Annotated in this window: 20 protein-coding genes and 1 pseudogene; 10 read left to right on the forward strand and 11 right to left on the reverse strand. The window is 53.8% G+C overall.

Translation table 11 applies throughout. From position 1 onward, the window contains the following. Positions 1–4 precede the first annotated feature (4 nt). Both ynfE and IAE50_RS03025 read right to left on the reverse strand, forming a co-directional pair. The gene (ynfE, locus tag IAE50_RS03020; protein WP_200579517.1) at positions 5–2,443 is read right to left on the reverse strand and encodes a selenate/tellurate reductase subunit YnfE; all 2,439 of its coding nucleotides are present in this window, start codon (positions 2,441–2,443) and stop codon (positions 5–7) included. Positions 2,444–2,594: 151 nt separating this feature from the next. Continuing rightward, on the reverse strand, positions 2,595–2,876 hold the full coding sequence (locus tag IAE50_RS03025; RefSeq protein WP_023481755.1) for a DUF1161 domain-containing protein: 282 nt from the start codon (positions 2,874–2,876) through the stop codon (positions 2,595–2,597). Between the two features lie 191 nt (positions 2,877–3,067). Here IAE50_RS03025 and IAE50_RS03030 point away from each other — a divergent pair, with 191 nt between their 5' ends. Beyond that, entirely contained in the window at positions 3,068–3,778 is a 711-nt protein-coding gene (locus IAE50_RS03030) for a YnfC family lipoprotein (protein ID WP_200133070.1), read from the forward strand. Between the two features lie 19 nt (positions 3,779–3,797). Here IAE50_RS03030 and IAE50_RS03035 read toward each other — a convergent pair. Further along, positions 3,798–3,926: pseudogene (locus tag IAE50_RS03035) on the reverse strand (spermidine acetyltransferase); the annotation flags it as partial. 228 nt (positions 3,927–4,154) lie between these two features. Here IAE50_RS03035 and IAE50_RS03040 point away from each other — a divergent pair. Both IAE50_RS03040 and IAE50_RS03045 read left to right on the forward strand, forming a co-directional pair. After that, entirely contained in the window at positions 4,155–5,078 is a 924-nt protein-coding gene (locus IAE50_RS03040) for a peptidoglycan-binding protein (protein ID WP_200579518.1), read from the forward strand. Further along, positions 5,075–5,533 carry a lysozyme inhibitor LprI family protein gene (locus tag IAE50_RS03045; RefSeq protein WP_200133068.1) on the forward strand — a complete coding sequence of 153 codons (459 nt, stop codon included), beginning with the start codon at positions 5,075–5,077 and terminating at the stop codon, positions 5,531–5,533. The genes IAE50_RS03040 and IAE50_RS03045 overlap by 4 nt, the downstream gene beginning before the upstream one ends. Before the next feature lie 76 nt (positions 5,534–5,609). On the opposite strand, the gene speG is transcribed toward IAE50_RS03045, so the two are convergent. Both speG and IAE50_RS03055 read right to left on the reverse strand, forming a co-directional pair. Then, positions 5,610–6,170: a spermidine N1-acetyltransferase gene (gene speG / locus IAE50_RS03050; RefSeq protein WP_023481559.1), complete on the reverse strand. Its 561-nt coding sequence runs from the start codon at positions 6,168–6,170 to the stop codon at positions 5,610–5,612. Between the two features lie 48 nt (positions 6,171–6,218). Next, complete coding sequence (locus tag IAE50_RS03055) at positions 6,219–6,557, reverse strand: DUF1283 family protein (RefSeq protein ID WP_023481288.1); 339 nt, start codon at positions 6,555–6,557, stop codon at positions 6,219–6,221. Between the two features lie 134 nt (positions 6,558–6,691). Between IAE50_RS03055 and IAE50_RS03060 the strand changes: the two genes are divergently transcribed. Next, positions 6,692–7,018, forward strand: coding sequence for a YnfA family protein (locus IAE50_RS03060; protein ID WP_042715656.1), 327 nt, complete (start codon positions 6,692–6,694; stop codon positions 7,016–7,018). A 225-nt stretch (positions 7,019–7,243) separates the two neighbouring features. Beyond that, positions 7,244–8,707: a mannitol dehydrogenase family protein gene (locus tag IAE50_RS03065; RefSeq protein ID WP_200133067.1), complete on the forward strand. Its 1,464-nt coding sequence runs from the start codon at positions 7,244–7,246 to the stop codon at positions 8,705–8,707. Between the two features lie 52 nt (positions 8,708–8,759). On the opposite strand, the gene ydfZ is transcribed toward IAE50_RS03065, so the two are convergent. The 3 genes from ydfZ to ydfG form a co-directional block, all read right to left on the reverse strand. Further along, the gene (gene ydfZ, locus IAE50_RS03070) at positions 8,760–8,963 is read right to left on the reverse strand and encodes a putative selenium delivery protein YdfZ (protein WP_042715647.1); all 204 of its coding nucleotides are present in this window, start codon (positions 8,961–8,963) and stop codon (positions 8,760–8,762) included. Positions 8,964–9,127: 164 nt separating this feature from the next. Next, positions 9,128–9,814 (reverse strand): GntR family transcriptional regulator, encoded by a 687-nt coding sequence (locus IAE50_RS03075; protein ID WP_200133066.1) that lies wholly within the window; start codon positions 9,812–9,814, stop codon positions 9,128–9,130. Positions 9,815–9,904: 90 nt separating this feature from the next. After that, positions 9,905–10,654 (reverse strand): bifunctional NADP-dependent 3-hydroxy acid dehydrogenase/3-hydroxypropionate dehydrogenase YdfG, encoded by a 750-nt coding sequence (ydfG, locus tag IAE50_RS03080; RefSeq protein ID WP_023481428.1) that lies wholly within the window; start codon positions 10,652–10,654, stop codon positions 9,905–9,907. Between the two features lie 185 nt (positions 10,655–10,839). On the opposite strand from ydfG, the gene dcp reads away from it, so the two are divergent. Continuing rightward, on the forward strand, positions 10,840–12,885 hold the full coding sequence (gene dcp, locus IAE50_RS03085) for a peptidyl-dipeptidase Dcp (protein WP_200579519.1): 2,046 nt from the start codon (positions 10,840–10,842) through the stop codon (positions 12,883–12,885). A gap of 146 nt (positions 12,886–13,031) precedes the next feature. On the opposite strand, the gene IAE50_RS03090 is transcribed toward dcp, so the two are convergent. After that, positions 13,032–13,265 carry a hypothetical protein gene (locus tag IAE50_RS03090; RefSeq protein WP_232044993.1) on the reverse strand — a complete coding sequence of 78 codons (234 nt, stop codon included), beginning with the start codon at positions 13,263–13,265 and terminating at the stop codon, positions 13,032–13,034. 684 nt (positions 13,266–13,949) lie between these two features. Between IAE50_RS03090 and IAE50_RS03095 the strand changes: the two genes are divergently transcribed. After that, on the forward strand, positions 13,950–14,168 hold the full coding sequence (locus IAE50_RS03095; protein ID WP_042715639.1) for a hypothetical protein: 219 nt from the start codon (positions 13,950–13,952) through the stop codon (positions 14,166–14,168). A gap of 49 nt (positions 14,169–14,217) precedes the next feature. After that, the gene (locus IAE50_RS03100; protein ID WP_200133064.1) at positions 14,218–14,640 is read left to right on the forward strand and encodes a hypothetical protein; all 423 of its coding nucleotides are present in this window, start codon (positions 14,218–14,220) and stop codon (positions 14,638–14,640) included. Between the two features lie 575 nt (positions 14,641–15,215). Here the strand turns inward: IAE50_RS03100 and mgtS are convergent. Together mgtS and ftrA are read right to left on the reverse strand one after the other, a co-directional pair. Further along, on the reverse strand, positions 15,216–15,308 hold the full coding sequence (gene mgtS, locus IAE50_RS03105) for a protein MgtS (RefSeq protein WP_023481773.1): 93 nt from the start codon (positions 15,306–15,308) through the stop codon (positions 15,216–15,218). A gap of 107 nt (positions 15,309–15,415) precedes the next feature. Continuing rightward, positions 15,416–16,420 (reverse strand): transcriptional regulator FtrA, encoded by a 1,005-nt coding sequence (gene ftrA / locus IAE50_RS03110; RefSeq protein ID WP_375286316.1) that lies wholly within the window; start codon positions 16,418–16,420, stop codon positions 15,416–15,418. A 67-nt stretch (positions 16,421–16,487) separates the two neighbouring features. Here ftrA and IAE50_RS03115 point away from each other — a divergent pair, with 67 nt between their 5' ends. Together IAE50_RS03115 and IAE50_RS03120 are read left to right on the forward strand one after the other, a co-directional pair. After that, positions 16,488–16,898, forward strand: a complete 411-nt coding sequence (locus IAE50_RS03115; protein WP_200579521.1) for a rhodanese-like domain-containing protein — start codon at positions 16,488–16,490, stop codon at positions 16,896–16,898. Between the two features lie 188 nt (positions 16,899–17,086). Next, the gene (locus IAE50_RS03120; RefSeq protein WP_200579522.1) at positions 17,087–18,190 is read left to right on the forward strand and encodes a cobalamin-independent methionine synthase II family protein; all 1,104 of its coding nucleotides are present in this window, start codon (positions 17,087–17,089) and stop codon (positions 18,188–18,190) included. Positions 18,191–18,446: the final 256 nt, after the last annotated feature.

Genomic DNA, 18,446 nt, shown 5'->3' on the forward strand with positions numbered 1-18,446 from the left:
CTCCTCAAACCTTTTGAATGTCGACCAGATTGGTGTGCTGCGGGTTGCCTTTCGCCAGCGGCGAAGGGCGGTGCGTGGTCAGCGTATTGACGCAGCCGCCGTGATCGACGCGATCGCCCGCCATATCCGCCTGGTGCCACGCACCCTGACCCATGGCGCTGACGCCCGGCATAATGCGCGGCGTCACTTTCGCCGCAATCCGCACTTCGCCACGGTCGTTAAACACGCGCACCAGATCGCCGTTCTTAATCCCGCGCCGTTCGGCATCAAGCGGGTTGATCCACACCTCCTGGCGGCAGGCCTCTTTCAGCACATCAATGTTGCCGTAGCTGGAATGGGTGCGTGCTTTGTAGTGAAAGCCGAAGAGTTGCAGCGGGAAGGTGGCGCGTGCCGGATCGTCCCAGCCTTCAAAGGTGGAGGCATAGACCGGCAGCGGGCTTATCACCTCATCCTTTTGCAGTTCCCAATGGGTTGCGATCTCCGCCAGCTTGCTGGAGTAGATCTCAATTTTGCCCGACGGCGTTTTCAGCGGGTTGGCCTGCGGGTCATCACGGAACTTTTTATAGGCAACGAAGTGGCCGTTCGGATCCTTGCGCTTGTAGATCCCCATCTCTTTCAACGCCTCGTAGGAGGGCAGCGCGGGATCTTTCTCTACCATTCTGGCGTAGAGATATTTCAGCCACTCCTCCTGCGTGCGCCCTTCGGTGAAGCGCTGGTGGATATCTGGCCCAAGGCGGCGGGCGATCTCGCTGGTGATCCAGTAGATGCCTTTGCGCTCGAACTTCGGCGCGGTGACCGGCTGCAGGAAGATGAGATAACCCATGTTACCGGCGTAGTCGTTGGGGATAATATCCTCCTGCTCAACGGTCATCAGATCCGGCAGCAGGATGTCGGCATACATCGCCGATGAAGTCATAAAGTTTTCAATCACCACGATCGTCTCGCACTTGCTCTCATCCTGCAGCACATCGTGAGTGCGGTTGATGTCGCCGTGCTGGTTGACGAGCGTGTTACCGGCATAGTTCCAGATGAACTTAATCGGCACATCGAGCTTCTCTTTGCCGCGCACGCCGTCGCGCGTCGCCGTCATCTCCGGCCCGCTGGCGATGGCGTCGGTCCAGCTAAAGCAGGAGATGGCGGTTTTTACCGGGTTCTCCGGCATCGGCATCCGCTCGATGGTGATGGTGTAGGTTGACTCCCGCGCGCCGCTGTTGCCGCCGTTAATGCCGACATTGCCGGTGAGGATCGGCAGCATGGCGATCGCACGGGCGGTCAACTCGCCGTTGGCCTGCCGCTGCGGGCCCCAGCCCTGGCAGATATAGGCCGGTTTGGTGCTGCCAATCTCTCTGGCGAGCTTGATGATTTTGTCTGCCGGAATGCCGGTAATGCGCGATGCCCACTGCGGCGTTTTTGCTACGCCGTCATCGCCCTCGCCGAGAATATAGGCTTTGTAGTGGCCGTTTGCCGGTGCACCGGCGGGCAGGGTTTTCTCGTCGTAGCCGACGCAGTAGTTATCGAGGAAGGGCTGATCGACCAGGTTTTCGCTGATAAGTACCCAGGCCATACCGGCGACCAGCGCGGCGTCGGTGCCGGGACGGATCGGCACCCACTCATCTTCGCGTCCGGCGGCGGTATCGGTATAGCGCGGGTCAATCACCACCATTCGCGCATTGGAGCGTTCACGCGCCTGCTCGAGAAAATAGGTAATGCCGCCGCCGCTCATGCGGGTCTCCGCCGGGTTGTTGCCGAACATCACCACCAGCTTGCTGTTTTCAATATCGGAGGTGCTGTTTCCTTCGTTGGAGCCGTAGGTGTAGGGCATCGCGCAGGCGATTTGCGCCGTGCTGTAGGTGCCATACTGGTTGAGAAAGCCGCCGTACATCGACATCAGGCGGGCGACGAGCGAGGCGGACGGGGATGAGCGGGTAATGTTGCCGCCGACGATGCCGGAGGAGTAGTTGATATAGACCGCTTCGTTGCCATATTTGTCCACCACCCCTTTCAGGCGGCTGGCGATGGTGTCGAGGGCTTCGTCCCAGCTGATGCGCTGAAACTTGCCTTCGCCGCGTTTGCCGACGCGTTTCATCGGATAGTTGAGGCGATCCGGGTGATTGATACGCCGCCGGATAGAGCGGCCGCGCAGGCAGGCGCGCACCTGATGGTTGCCATACTGATCTTCGCCGGTGTTATCGGTTTCGACCCAGTAGACCTCCTCATCGCGCACATGCAGACGCAGGGCGCAGCGGCTGCCGCAGTTGACCGAGCAGGCTCCCCAGACCACTTTATCCGGCGCGGGTTGCATCGCCTGTTGCACCGCGGCAGCGGCGGAGCGCATACCAAACGGAAGAGAAAAACTGCTTGCTGCCAGCGCTAACGATCCGAGGGCGGTCGACTTTACCAGCGTTCGTCGGCTGATACCCCCGGCATATTCCGTCTTCGACATGACTCACTCCATTATTATTTTTAAATAAAAACTTACCCGCGCAAATTAAAAGCAGGCTAATGATGGAGGTATGGTAATCATTAAGGAGTAGGGGAATGTTATGCACGATCAAAGAGAGGGGAGTCCCCCTGAAAATCAGGGGGATTAGATTTTACTGATTGCTGTTACTGTTTTCGTTTTGCGATGACGCGCCGCCATTACGGGCGTAGATAATTTTGTAGGTATCATTGGCGCAGTGACCAACTACCTGTCCGCCCGCCTGTTCAGCTTGATCGTTTGGCACCACGGTCAATTCGAACCCGGACTCCGGGACGCCATTATTAATAATCTTTTGCTGGATATCCGTTTTTACGCGTTCGCATGAATCCGGCGCGGCGAAAGCAGGAACAGAACCTACCAGCAGTGCTGCGCACAGCCAACGTGAATAGTGCATGCTTGTCTCCTTATTTATTGTGCGCTTTAAGCTTAGCACTTCTCTTTTCGACAAAAGGTAAATCTCTGAATCATCTTAGCTGTATGTGAAATTCCGCAGATACCCGATAAGGAAGTCGCTAACTCATTACGCTATCGGCTAAATGTTTTGCTAATATAAGCGCCATTCTAAAGAAAACTGTGGTGGAACCTTTGAAAAAACAGTTATTACTTATCTCTCTGGCCCTGGTTTTGGCCGGATGTGATGAGGAAAAAGGCCCGGTGGCATTCACGCCGGAGATGGCAAGTTTTTCGAATGAATTCGATTTTGATCCTCTGCGCGGTGCGGTAAAAAACTTTAGTCAGACCCTGCTTAACGATAAGGGTGAAGTGACGAAGCGCGTCAGCGGAACGCTGTCGAAAGAGGGCTGTTTCGATACGCTCGAACTTCACGATCTGGAGAACAATAGCGGCGTATCGCTGGTGCTGGATGCCAACTACTATATCGAAGCCGAAACGCAGGAGAAGCGTCTGCGGCTGCAGGGGAAATGCCAGCTGGCAGAGTTCCCGTCGGCGGGTGTCACCTGGGACACCGACGATAACGGCTTTGTGGTGCGTGCATCAGGCAAAGATATGGAAGTGAAGTATCGCTATGATGACGAAGGCTACCCGCTGGGCAAATCAACCACTTCAAAAGATGTGCATCTCGATGTCGCCTCCACGCCGGCGAAAGATAAGCGCAAAAAGCTCGATTATGCCGCGGTAAGTACGCTCAATGATAAGCCGCTGAGTAAAGTGCAGCAGACCTGCGACTACGACAAACATGATAATCCGCTGAGTTGTAGCCTCGAGATTGTTGATGAGAGCGTAACGCCGCAGGTGACGCATAAATACAGCATCAAAAACACCATCGAGTATTATTGATGCTGTCCGCTCACCGCGCTTATTGCGCGGTGGGTTTTAACAGCGTGCTGCCGCTGGTTTTATGTTCCTGCAGATAGTGCTGCTGAAAAATACACATACGGATGGTGTTGCGGTATTCGCCATTAATAAAGAACTCATCTATACGTTCTACCTCTAAAAGAAGGGGATGGCGCATTTAAAAGCCTCAGCTATGGTGAATGGCAGAAAAGTATGTTACTTCCCTATGATTACGGTTAATAACTATTGATGGTCAACAGGGGCTGTCATCAGAAAAGTTCCTGCTTTTTTTAAAATTGACTGTTAAATGAAAAAGATAGATTAAGTTGGTTGATGGCTGTAGCTGATACTCTAGATAGTCCAAAACAGGGAGGAGGATATGAGTAATAAGCAATACTTCAAACCGCATTTTTTGAGGATCCATGATACGGTTGGAGAAAGCGGAAGTAATCATTGTGATGATGTTGTGTGGTTTCAAACAATGCTCAATGAGTCCGGCTATAAAGAGGTTACAGGGCGTAGGGTTAACGTCGATGGAAAATGTGGCATAGATACCGTTGACGGCATCCGATGGTATCAGAATATGCTTTCTATGAAGCCGACAGGGATGATACATCCGGGTGATGTCTGGCTTCAGGAAGCTATCAGTAATGTTGTATTGCAACCGTGGCGAAAAAAAATTGGTCCAGTACAATTAACTGTGCCTGAGGGACAAGTAACGTTTGATGCAGAAGGGAACGATTATATTTTTCCTGATTATGCACCAAAGAAAGCTCCTAAAAATCCGGATTATTTCTCAAGGATATTGCATTGGCCTGGAGATGTTTCAGGTGTAACGATAGGACGCGGTTATGACATGAAACTGCGAACCGCTGGAGAGATTTTTACAACGCTTCGTCGCCTGGGTATTGAAGAATACCGCGCTGTCCTCGCTTCAAATGCTGCTTATCTAAGTGGAAGACAAGCCAAGTTATTTGTCGATACCACATGGAAAATATTCGGGGAAATCAGTTATTTTCAGCAAATCGAATTATTTAAAGCGTCCTATTTAGAGAAAAAGAATTATGCAAAGCATTTTTATGTTAAAAGGGCAAAAGATTATCCTCATGCACCTTCTTGGGAGCAATTAGAACTGCGCATTAGAGATGTGGTTGTTGATATATTTTTCCAGGGTATAAGACATCCAGCAAGTCTAATAGATGCAGCCATTGAAGGTAGGGTTTCCCTGATAAGTTTCATAAGAGGTAATGCGGCGCTGATGCGTTATGAGTCCTCAAGACACAGAATAAGGTATTTACAATGAAAAAAATGGCATTTTTTTTCCTTATCATGATGGCATCACCAGCTGTTTTCAGTGCTGATAACCATGATATTTCTGAAGGGCCAGAAATAGACAGTTGTTGGCGTAATCAGCAAGATCGTGGTCAAGCCGCTACGTGTCTGCACGAGTTGAATGATAAAAGTAATAAGAGTCTTGATCTGCTAATTGAAAAAACAGTAAAGCAGATAAAGAAAAATAACACGGGACCGGTCTACAAAAGCAATAATGCAGAACTGACTATTGGTGATGTTTTTAGTAAGCACTTTCTGGAATCCCAACAGTCATGGAAAAGTTATCGTAATGATTTTTGCCTGGGCGTGGGTTCGCAAATTGGTGAAGATGCCTATGACTACTGGCCTTCTATTTACCAATGCCAGATCAACCTTAATCGAAGGCACGCTGAAGAGATAAAAATGCTTCATGCAGATGAAGAATAACGGAGCAATCGCGTGACGCATAAATACAGCATCAAAAACACCATCGAGTATTATTGATGCTGCCTGCTCACCGCGCTTATTGTGCGGTGGGTTTTAACAGCGTGCTGCCGCTGGTTTTATGCTCTTGCAGATAGTGCTGCTGAAAAATACACATGCGGATGGTGTTGCGGTATTCGCCATTAATAAAGAACTCATGAATTAATTCCCCCTCCACCTGAAAACCCAGCTTGCGGTAGATGTGAATCGCTTTCTCATTCTCTTTATCAACGATGAGATAGAGCTTATAGAGGTTTAATACCGTAAAACCATAATCCATCGCCAGCTTGGCGGCTTTAGACGCCAGCCCTTTGCCCTGGAATTCCGGCGAGATAATGATTTGAAACTCTGCGCGGCGGTGCACATGGTTAATTTCAACCAGTTCCACCAGACCGGCGTTGGTGCCATTACACTCGACGACGAAACGGCGCTCGCTCTGATCGTGGATATGTTTGTCGTAAAGATCGGAGAGTTCAACGAAGGCTTCATAGGGCTCTTCAAACCAGTAGCGCATTACGCTGGCGTTGTTGTCGAGCTGATGAACAAAACGAAGGTCTTCGCGCTCAAGCGGGCGAAGACGAACGGGGTAGTCGTCACTCATAAAAATCCTTTCTCTGAGATGAAGGCGGGCGCCGCGCGCCCGACGAGATTAACGAACTTCACGCCCGGTGCGGCGATCCAGGCAGCGCAGGGTATTAGGTTCCCAGTACGCATTCAGGTTGCTGCTTTTCTGGCAGTTGTCGCGCGCATCGAAGGCGACATCATCTTTGTCCCACTCTTTCTCGACGCGTTTATTGACTTTATGGCGCAGGCTACGAGTGTCGTTCCACTGCTCTTTTTCCATCGCGGCGGATTGACGGGACTGCGCATTGTCGCCCGATTCGATCACCAGACGGTTGGTTTCAGCCAGTGCGGAAGTGGTGTACACAATGGCACCCAGCGTCAGCATTGCGGTCAGGCACAGGCGTTTGCTAAGTGTAGAAGTCATGGCAATGGTCCTTAAGTGAGGAAAAACGTCTCTATTCTAAGCGATCTCCGCCTGCCAGCATACCGGGGCGAAACCGACTGTAAGAGCATTATCAGGTAAGATGGTTCAACCTATTTTCAATAAACGACCTGACTATGCTGAAAATTACGCTGCTCTTTTTTGTCACCGCTCTGTGTGAAATTGTAGGCTGTTTCTTGCCCTGGCTGTGGCTAAAACGCGACGGCTCACCACTGCTGCTGATTCCTGCCGCCATCGTACTGGCGCTTTTTGTCTGGCTGCTGACGCTCCATCCGGTTGCCAGCGGGCGTGTCTATGCCGCTTACGGCGGGGTTTACGTCTGTACCGCGCTTCTCTGGCTGCGGGTGGTCGAAGGGGTAAAGCTAACCGTTTATGACTGGCTGGGCGCAGGGGTTGCGCTGTGCGGCATGTTGATCATCGTTGCGGGATGGTCGCGAAGCTAACAACTGCGTGGTGATTTCCCTCCCCATTGACCTGGCTGGGGAGTGGAGCCTCTTATCTTTCTGCACAACCTTTTCTTTCTTCACATCATGATGAGCAGATCTATGACACATTTGGTTACCATTCTAGTTGGTGTAGTCAGCAAATCCTGTCGCAAATCATAGTCGGGTTTTGGCGACGCCTTAATCTAGTGAACCACTGTTTCATTTAATAAGACGAGTCTCACCATGGAAAACAGGCTGTTAACGGCGAAAGCTACGCTACCTCAGTACGATCGCAGCAAGCTGGTTGCGCGCATCGTGCATCTTGGTTTTGGCGCATTCCACCGCGCGCATCAGTCGGTCTATACCGATATCCTCGCCGCAGAGCACGGCAGCGACTGGGGTTACTGCGAAGTTAATCTTATCGGCGGCGAGCAGCAGATTGCCGATCTGAAACAGCAGGATAATCTCTACACCGTGGCGGAGATGTCCGCCGATGCGTGGACCGCGCGCGTGGTTGGCGTGGCGACACGTGCGCTGCATGCGCAGGTGGACGGGCTGGAAACGGTGCTGGATGCTATGTGTGAGCCGCAGGTCGCCATTGTTTCGCTGACCATCACCGAGAAAGGTTACTGCCACTCACCGGCGACTGGGGAGCTGATGCTCGATCACCCGTTGATCGCAGCCGATCTGCAAAACCCGCATCAGCCACAATCCGCCGCCGGCGTGATTGTCGAAGCGCTTTCGCGTCGCAAAGCCGCAGGTTTACCGCCGTTCAGCGTGATGTCCTGCGACAACATGCCAGAAAATGGCCACGTGACGCGCAACGTTGTCTGCGCCTATGCCCGCACGGTGGACGCCGCGCTGGCGCGCTGGATTGAAGAGAACGTCACTTTCCCCTCCACGATGGTCGATCGTATCGTCCCGGCCGTGACGGCGGACACCCTTGAGAAGATCGAACAGCTTACCGGTGTGCGCGATCCGGCGGGCGTCGCCTGTGAACCGTTCCGCCAGTGGGTTATTGAAGATAATTTCGTCGCAGGCCGCCCGGCCTGGGAGAAAGCTGGCGCAGAGCTGGTGAGCGATGTGGTGCCCTTTGAAGAGATGAAGCTGCGTATGCTGAACGGCAGCCACTCCTTCCTCGCTTATCTCGGCTATCTGGCGGGTTATCAGCACATCAACGAATGCATGGAAGATGAAAACTACCGCCGTGCAGCACATGCGCTTATGCTGCGCGAACAGGCGCCGACGCTGAAAGTTGAAGGTGTCGATCTGGCACACTACGCCGATCTGCTGATCGCGCGTTACAGCAACACCGCGCTGCGCCATCGTACCTGGCAGATCGCCATGGACGGCAGTCAGAAACTGCCGCAGCGTATGCTCGATTCTGTGCGCTGGCATCTGGCGCAGGGCAGCAATTTCTCACTGCTGGCGTTAGGCGTCGCGGGCTGGATGCGCTACGTTGGCGGCGTTGACGAGCAGGGGCAGGCGATTGATGTATGCGATCCGCTGCTGGCTGTGATTCAGCAGGCAGTCAACAGCAGTGCAGAAGGGGAAGCGCGCGTAGAGGCGTTGCTGGGCATTGAGGCGATCTTTGGCCGTGAATTGCCGAAAGAGATAGCGTTTGTCGCGCAGGTGCAAAAGGCGTATCAGATGCTGCTGGCGAAAGGGGCAAAAGCGACGGTCGCGCAATTTGCTGCCGGGCTGTAACTAAGCGACGAGTGCCGCAGCGGCGGCACTCATCTTCATCATGTTTTGCCGATCAGTGCAGGCCGAGGCGGATCAGCTCTACCGGCTCGAATTTGCCTTCACACCCTTCCACTTCCACCGTTTTGTTACGCCGCACTTTTTCAGCGCTTAACCCCTCGGCGTGAATAGCGACGATTTTGCCGATACGGCCTGTGCCGTTAATCATCACGCGTGAGCCGGTGGTGATAGGGTTACGGTTACGGTCATAAGTCATCATGATGGTTTCTCCTTGATAATATCCATAAAGCGAACCGGGGCAGAAGATGGCCCCAAAACGGACGCCCTATAAATACGCCACTGAGATGATGAGTTTTTGCTTTTGATCAAGGTCACACTTTTTTCTGGCAAAAAAGGTGACCTGATAAGGGAAAAAGAGGGGGATTACTCTTCGCTGAACCAGTCGCGATTTTCCTGGCGAATGGTTTTAACCGACTCGCTGATCTCCTGCAAATGCAACGTCATCGCATGCTCAACCGCATCGGCGTCGCGTTTTTCCAGCGCGTCGAAAATCGCCTGGTGCTGGCGCAGCAGCATCTCCGGCGGCGAAACATGATCGAGGCTCATATAGCGCACACGATCGATAGTTGCCTTGATGTTTTCAATCGTATCCCACGCCAGCTGGCAGTCTGCGATCAGCGCCAGCTTGTGGTGAAAATCATCATCCAGTTCAAAGAAATCATTCAGTTGCTTACGCTCAATGGCGATCCGCTGCTGGTGGAGATTCTGCTCAAGCTGATAACAGGCGCTGTCATCTATCATCTGCGCGGCGCGGCGGGCCACGGCGCACTCTATCGCCTGGCGGACAAAACAACCGTTACGCACGTGGGTGAGGGAGATTTTGTTAACGTAGCTTCCACGCTGGGGGCGGATCTGAATCAAGCCGTTTTCCGCGAGCTTGATAAAAGCTTCACGCACCGGCTGGCGGGAGACGTCAAAACGCACCGACACCTCTTTTTCAGAAAGCGGCGTGCCCGGTGGGATCAGGCAGTGGACAATATCCCGTCGCAGGATGGTATAGATCTGTTGATTAACGGGTTGCGTAGGATTGAGTTGCGTTTCGGCGGCCATTCGCTCTTACTTTTTAAAGGGTTAACCCGGCTACCATACCATTGTTTCTGCGCACATCCCATACCCGGCCCGCAGGCCGGGCGGGAAGCGTCAGCTCTGGCGGTGCACGCTCAGACCGGCATAACTCTGGCTGACCGGCATCATCTCAAGTGTGTTGATATTGACATGCTTCGGCAGTGTCGCCACCCACCACACCGCTTCGGTCACATCTTCTGCGCTCAGCGCGGTGGTGTTTTCGTAGGTTTTCGTCGCTTTATCGTCATCGCCTTTAAAGCGCACGTTGGAGAACTCGGTGCCGCCAACCAGACCCGGCTCGATATTGGTGACACGCACTGCGGTACCGCTCAGATCGGTGCGCAGGTTGAGGCTGAACTGGCGCACAAAAGCTTTGCTCGCGCCATAGACGTTGCCGCCCGCGTAAGGCCAGCTACCGGCCGTTGAGCCAAGGTTGATAATATGACCGCGATTGCGCTCGACCATGCCTGGCAGCACGGCGCGGGTCATATAGACCAGCCCTTTATTGTTGGTGTCGATCATCGTTTCCCAGTCATCCACATTGGCTTTGTGGGCAGGCTCCATGCCCAGCGCCAGCCCGGCGTTATTGACCAGTACGTCAATCTCGCGCCACTGCGCGGGCAGGGCAGCAATAAACTCGTCGATCGCCGCGCGGTTACGCACATCCAGCTGCGCGGTGTAGAGATTCTCGCCCAGCTCCTCTTTCAGCTCCTGCAAACGCTCCTGGCGGCGGCCGGTGGCGATCACGTGGTGACCATTTTGAATAAAACGGCGGGTAATGCTCTCGCCGAACCCTGCGGTTGCCCCGGTAACAAGAATAATCATGTCATTGTTCCTCAACGATTTTTGTGATGTCGTGACATAGCATGCACCGCACAGAGGCGGCAATACAAGTTTTGACTGTTAAAGAGTGTGGCAAAAAATGGTGGCTTGTGCAGGGATGAGAAAGGATTGCGCCGCGCGCGGTGGATGCCTACTCTGAGGAGACTTACCGCATTCAGGAGCAAACTATGTCGGTCTCTAATCCCTTTTTTACTGCCAGCCCGCTGCCATATCAGGCGCCACCTTTCGATCTTATTGAGCAGGAGCACTATCGCCCGGCCTTTGATGAAGGGATGCGGCAAAAACGCGACGAGATCGCGGCAATCGCGCAAAACAGCAAGCCTGCGGACTTCGACAACACCATCCTGGCGCTGGAGCAGAGCGGTGCTTTGCTCACTTATGTGACCAGCGTCTTTTTTGCCATGACCTCGGCGGATACCAATGATTTCCTCCAGCAACTGGATGAAGCCTTCTCCACGGAGTTAGCGGGGCTGGCGAACGACATTTATCTTGATGCGCAGCTTTTTGACCGCGTTGAAGCGGTATGGAAAAGCCTTGATACTGCTAACCTCGACGCTGAATCGGCGCGTCTGGTAGAAGTGACCTATCAGCGTTTTGTGCTGGCGGGCGCGATGCTGGATGAGCAGGATAAAGCGACGCTGAAAGCGCTTAATACCGAAGCGGCGTCCCTGATTAGCCAGTTTAACCAGCGCCTGCTGGCCGCGGATAAAGCGGGCGGCCTGGTGGTGGATGATGTACGCCAGCTCGATGGCATGAGTGCTGAAGAGATTGAGCATGCCGCCGAAGCGGCGAGGGCTAAAGGGCTGGAAAACCGCTGGCTGTTAACGCTGCTTAACACCACTCAGCAACCGGCGCTGGCCGTACTGCGCGATCGTCAGACGCGAGAGAACCTGTTCAAAGCCAGCTGGCTGCGTACCGAGCGCAATGATGCTAACGATACGCGTGCGCTGGTGCTGCGCCTTGCCAGCCTGCGTGCCGAGCAGGCACATCTGCTCGGCTTTGATGATTTCGCCAGCTGGAAGATCGCCGATCAGATGGCCGGTACGCCCCAGGCGGCGCTGGAGTTTATGCGCAACATCGCACCGGCTGCCCGTGCGCGTGCTGAGCGTGAGCTGGCAGATATTCAGCAGGTTATTGATAACCAGCAGGGCGGGTTCACCGCTCAGGCCTGGGACTGGGCTTTTTACGCAGAACAGGTCCGTATGGCGAAGTACGATCTCGACGAGACGCAGATTAAACCCTACTTCGCGTTGAACACGGTATTAACGGAGGGGGTATTCTGGGCGGCAAGCCAGCTGTTCGGCATCCGCTTTCAGGAGCGGTTTGATATCCCCGTTTACCATCCGGATGTTCGTGTATGGGAGATTTTTGACGCCGACGATCGCGGGCTGGCGCTCTTCTATGGTGACTTCTTTGCCCACGACTCGAAAAGCGGCGGCGCCTGGATGGGTAACTTTATCGAGCAGTCCACGCTTAACGGCACGCAGCCGGTTATCTACAACGTCTGCAACTACCAGAAACCGGTCAATGGCCAGCCTGCGCTGCTCTCCTGGGATGAGGTGATTACGACTTTCCACGAGTTTGGCCATACGCTGCACGGGCTATTTGCCAGCCAGCGCTACGCCAGCCTCTCCGGCACCAACACGCCGCGCGATTTTGTTGAGTTCCCGTCGCAGATCAACGAGCACTGGGCCAGCCAGCCGCAGGTGTTTGCCCACTACGCCCGCCACTACCAAAGTGGCGAGCCGATGCCGGATGCCCTGCGCGACAAGATGCTGCGCGCTACGCAGTTTAATAAAGGCTATGACATGACCGAACTGCTGAGCGCGGCGTTGCTGGATATGAACTGGCATGGGCTGGCGGCGAATGCGGATGTCAACGATGTGGCAAGCTTCGAAGCGCAGGCCATTGCCAAAGAGAAGCTCGACCTGGCCGCCGTACCACCGCGCTATCGCAGCAGCTATTTTTCCCATATCTTCGGCGGCGGTTATGCCGCGGGGTATTACGCCTATTTATGGACGCAAATGCTCGCCGATGACGGCTATCAGTGGTTCGTTGAGCAGGGCGGGTTAAGCCGTGAAAACGGGCAGAAATTCCGTGACGCCATTCTGTCGCGCGGCAACAGCACGGATTTAGCTGAACTCTACCGCCAGTGGCGCGGACACGATCCGCAGATCGAGCCGATGCTGAAAAATCGGGGCCTGAGCGAATAAGCCTTTGTGGGATGGAAAAAGAGCCGGGCGAGATGCCCGGTTTTTTTATGCTCAAGCGCTCCCGTCGCTAGCAGATGCAACAGAGAGCCGTAAATTAAGAGCATTGTTTCAAACCGCACGACTTCATAAGCAACATGTCAGGGCGGTTAAATCTTTGTTCCCATGATGCGCGAAACCACGGCTTTTGCCGCATCAAGCTTGGCTTTACCTGCATCAGAGTGCGTACCGGTTTCGAATGCTTTGAAGTTACCTTCAATCTTCTCAGCGGCTCTTTCAATGAACACCTGCGGCAGCTCAGAGAAGATGGACTGGAAAATGACTTCATAGGCTAAAGCGCGACACTGCAGATCGTTAATCGCTTCTTCGGTTGTCTTCATCATCTCTCCTTAAGAAATGCTGTAATAGATCGTACTGATTAAATTGAAAATTCTTCAGATCACCTGAACGAGCTAAACGCCCAGATCTTGTGGTAATCAACGGATTTGATCCTGTCAGCGTTCGCGAACGTCTCCTGTTAACCGTTATCGACCAGTTAACCGCTATTCTTTATCAAAAATTTAGAGCGCGGAATTTTCAGGTGCTGCGCGACGACGCATTGCGAGCGAGGCTACCTTTTCTCATCTCTGCGTAACCGCCTCTCGATAAACGTTTGCGCTTTAAAAACTTACATAACCCGCACGAGCATTGACCGATCTCCCTTCGCTTAATAACGTTAAGCGTGGTGATGAATCCCCCTACGCGGAGGGGCTACCAGCCACATCTTTTGGGGTGAAAGCGAGTTGTGCGGGCTGGCGCGCACTCACCGGGAGGCACCCGGCATCACCGAAATATCCTTAGCCAGAGACGGGTTATTTGTCCGGTCTCTGGCTTTTTGCCGCCTTTTTATACCCACACAATTGCGAAAGTGTGGTCCACCTCACGTTTCCCGCCGTAGCGTTATCCCTCTCATTAAGCCAAATTATAGGACCTAATTTTTAGCGCTTAACAATCTATGGCATGGCGCAGGCATGATGAGCATGGCTGTGTTAATGTCGAAGGCAATTTAAGCAACTGAGGTAACCGACATGACCAAAAATGTAGTGGTAATTCGCGCCGGTGGTAAGGTTGAGCAGGTGTCCGTGGAAGATAACGCCAAATCGGTCACCTTTAAAAATGAGCAAAGCGCTTTTCTGGAAATCCCGATCGAGCCGTGGGAGCTCGACGGCGAGACCTACTTCGTCGCCCGTTTCTCCGATCTGGTCACCCAGCAGGAGACGGAGCAAGCTATTCGCCAGTTTCATTAAACCCTAACCGCCTTCGGGCGGTTTTTTTTGCCTGTATGTGGAGGTATCCATGGAAACAGAACGTGAAGTAACAGCCGCTACGCCGACTATCAGCACGCAGGACAGCGCGCTGTCGCATCTGGTCTCCTGCGCAAACCTTGGCGCAAGCATGGTAGTCACGCTGGTGGTGGGCGGACAGGTGGTGGCAGGTGAACTGGTATCAGGTAGAGAGTATGCGCTGTCGACGGCGCAGGCGATTCGTTCTGTTGCTGGCGATGAGGATATTAAAAATCCTATCGCTACTTTTTTCGATCAGCTGGCAGAAGATTACCGCGTCGACGACGAGCATGAGATTCCACTTAACTACCTGCATATTAAAGATCCCTCATGGATGACAGGTAATGGCGGCTGGACAAGTGTAAAGGGCACAATATTACGAGTGCATATTGCGAAAGTCAGCGGGTTTTCATTGGGCAAAGCGAAAAACGCATAAATGCAAAAAAACGGGGCCACAAAAAGGGCCCCATTTTTTATAAAACATTTTTCGGCCAGCGTCGTCTTCTGAGTGCAGGAATACAGGTTAACGCAGTAAGTCGCGCGCCACACACTGAGCAAATTGCCCCGTGCGAAGGAAGTTTATCGGAACAATAAGTAGTAAAAGTAAACTTGTGGCTGCTGCAAACCGGGCACGTAAATTTGAGATTGGGGATAACCCCTCCGGTCTGATGAATTGAGAAACCACCCTAACACAGCAACCCGTTTAAAAGGGATATATCCTCTTTATTTTCAAATAAAAACGTCAATTAAGGTCAGGCAATCGTTTCGATGATTTCCCCTGATGAAGCGGTAATGGCAGGCGTCGTTTAGGTTCTGTTGAAGTTGTTACTGATAAAGTGACACCAGCCCGTTAACATTGAAAAACGAGTTAGCGTGTAACAATAAGCACAAATCTATCCATGCAAGCATTGACCGCCATAACCGGCGGTTTTTTTTTGCGCCAGATAAAGCAAAAACGGCTTCTTACACATAATGTAAGAAGCCGTCGCGGTGGGGGATTATCGTCGTTCATCAATCGTCCCATTTATGGCTAAAATAAGCGGCTAAAAAACCTGAAAACAAAATAATGCCCAGAACCGCCATAAATACATGCATATTTCCCATTTTGTACCTCTCCATTTATTTCACTGATTTGCCTCACTTGAAAATTTTATCGCTGCAATGGAGAGATAATAGCCTGCTAAATATCAACAAACGCTTAATAATGTGAATTAATTCACCGCTTCGGTAAATTTTTTCCGGTACGCCGCGGGCGACAGGGCGTGCTGCTGTTGAAAATGGTGGCGCAGCGAGGCGGCGTTAGCGAACCCGCTGTGACGGGCGATAAGCTCAATGCTCATCCGCGTTTGCGTCAGCAGTGACTGCGCGCGCAGCAACCGCTCCTGCAATATCCAGCGCGCGGGCGTGGTGCCGGTAGCTTCCTGAAAACGACGCAGAAAAGTGCGCTCGCTCATGGCGGTGCGCTGCGCCAGCGCGGCGACAGTATGGTTGCCCGCCAGGTGCTGGTGCAGATAATCAAACAGCAGACCGAGCTGGCGGCTTTCACGTGTTCGCGCCACCGGGCGAGCCAGGTGCTGGGTTTGCGCGCCGTCACGGTGAGGCTGCACCACCAGCCGTCTGGCGACGCTATTTGCTGCCTCAATGCCAAAATCCTCGCGCACCACATGCAGGCAGAGATCGATCCCAGCCGCGCTGCCCGCCGAGGTCATCACATTCCCCTCGTCATAATAGAGAGCGTCGTCCAGCACCACGATGGCCGGATAGTGTTCACGTAACAGGTCGGTATAGCGCCAGTGCGTGGTGGCCTTACGTCCGTTAAGTAAGCCCGCGGCCGCCAGCACAAACACCCCAGAACAGATCGAGATGATACGACAGCCGCGCTGCCAGGCTTGCTGTAACGCACGGCATAAGGCGGGCGGAACCGGGTGATCGGCGCCGCGCCAGCCGGGGATGACCACGGTATCGGCCTCAGCAAGCAGTTCAAGACCGCCTTCCGCCATAATGCGAATGCCGCCGGTGGCGCGCAGTTCGCCCGCATCAATGGCGGCAACGGCAAAGTCATACCACTTATCGCCCATCTCCGGGCGCGGCAGGCCAAACACTTCCACGGCGACGCCAAATTCAAAGGTACAGAGCCCGTCATAGGCGAGGGCGACTACGCGATGGCGGGCCGCAGGGTGTCGTAAAGTTGTCATTATCCTGGTGTTATCTGGCAGAGAAGGGCGCATTCAGGGCGCGCTGTTTTGGTTAGATTAGTGTTAACACAACCACGGAGAAAAGACGATGAGCTATGTAACCGATATTCCCGCCGCCTCCCCGGAAGAAGCCGCCAGCCACTTTATGCACCGCCTGAGCGTCGAGACGGACTGCGCGGATGTGCACCACGCCCTGACCCATAACGAGAAAGATTTTGTCTTACTGCACGTGGTCGGCAGCCCGGATGCCTTTGCGCGCCGCCATCTGCCGGGCGCGATCCATCTGCCTCACAACACTATTACGCCGGAGCGGATGGCCGAATGGCCCGCCGACACGCTGTTCGTAGTTTACTGCGCAGGCCCGCACTGCAACGGGGCAGATTTCGCAGCACTGAAGCTGGCGCGTCTTGGGCTGGCGGTAAAGATCATGATCGGCGGTATTACCGGTTGGCAAGATGAGGGTTTTAGCTTCGCCAGTGGGATGGAGCACGCCGCCTGATCGGGGATTAATTTCATCTTTCTGCACTGAACATGAATATTTTTCATGGGACGTGAAATTTTCTCGTTTGCCGCCGTGCGCCCGGTATGACATTTTGTTTGGACATTTAGCCGTCCAGAAGTCTAAATATTCAAATAATGAATTATCACGCCGGGCAACCATCTGCCACGGCGCATAAGGAGAGAGTTATGCAGCGACATCAGGCCCCGTTCCGTGCAGACGTAGTTGGCAGCTTTTTACGTCCCGACGCCATTAAGCAGGCGCGTCAGCAGTTTGCGCATGGGGAAATCAGCGCCGATCAGCTGCGTCATATTGAAAACGAAGAGATTCGTCAGGTAGTGGAACAGCAGTGCGCCTGCGGTCTGCACGTGGTGACCGATGGCGAGTTTCGCCGCGCCTGGTGGCATTTTGATTTCTTTGCCGGGCTGGAGGGCGTTGAGCTTTTCGAAGCCGAGCAGGGGATCCAGTTCAATGGCGTGCAGACTAAAGCACACGGCGTGCGCGTGACGGGCAAAGTGAGCTTCAAAGACCACCCGATGCTGGAAGATTTTCGCTATCTGAAGAGCATCAGCGGCGATGCGCAGCCGAAAATGACCATCCCCAGCCCGAGCGTGCTCCACTTCCGCGGCGGCCGTAAGGTGATCGACGCGACGGTATACCCTGAGCTGGATGCCTATTTCGACGATCTCGCCACCACCTGGCGCGATGCGATCCGCGCGTTTTATGACGCTGGCTGCCGCTATCTGCAACTGGACGATACCGTCTGGGCCTATCTCTGCTCTGACGAGCAGCGCAAGCAGATTGTCGCCCGTGGTGACGATCCGGAAGAGCTGGCGCGCATTTACGCCCGCGTACTGAACAAGGCGCTGGAGGGCAAACCGGAAGATTTGACCATTGGTTTGCATGTCTGCCGCGGCAACTTCCGCTCGACCTGGATCTCCGAAGGGGGTTACGAGCCGGTAGCAGAGGTGCTGTTCGGCGGCGTGAATGTCGATGCCTTCTTCCTTGAGTATGACAACGACCGCTCCGGTGACTTTGCGCCGCTGCGCTTTGTGCGCCCTGGCAAACAGCAGGTGGTGCTGGGCCTGATCACCACTAAAAACGGTGAGCTTGAGAACCCGGAAGGGGTGAAAGCGCGTGTTGAGGAAGCGGCGAAGTATGTTGATATCAGCCAGATTTGCCTCAGCCCGCAGTGCGGTTTTGCCTCAACGGAAGAGGGCAATTCGCTGACGCCAGAGCAGCAGTGGGAGAAAGTGCGGCTTGTGACCCGTATCGCCGAGCAGGTGTGGTAACAGGCACCGTCCTGGTTTGCCTCCGCTGCGCAATTGCCGGATGGCGGCTTCGCCTTATCCGGCCTACAAAATCGAGCCTACAGCGACACCAGTGTGGCTTTTATCTGCGATATGGCAGCGAGGGGGGTGTCCCCGCTGAAATCGGCGAACCGAAGCGTGAATGACAAGGTCTGGACGCCATGGATGGCGGACAGAGGCGAACCGAGACAGGATGTCGAGTCGAGCCGGCCGCAGTCAGGCACGCGGGAGGTGAGCG

Origin of the sequence: Kosakonia sp. S42 (assembly GCF_016624785.1) — a bacterium.
GTDB lineage: Bacteria > Pseudomonadota > Gammaproteobacteria > Enterobacterales > Enterobacteriaceae > Kosakonia > Kosakonia cowanii.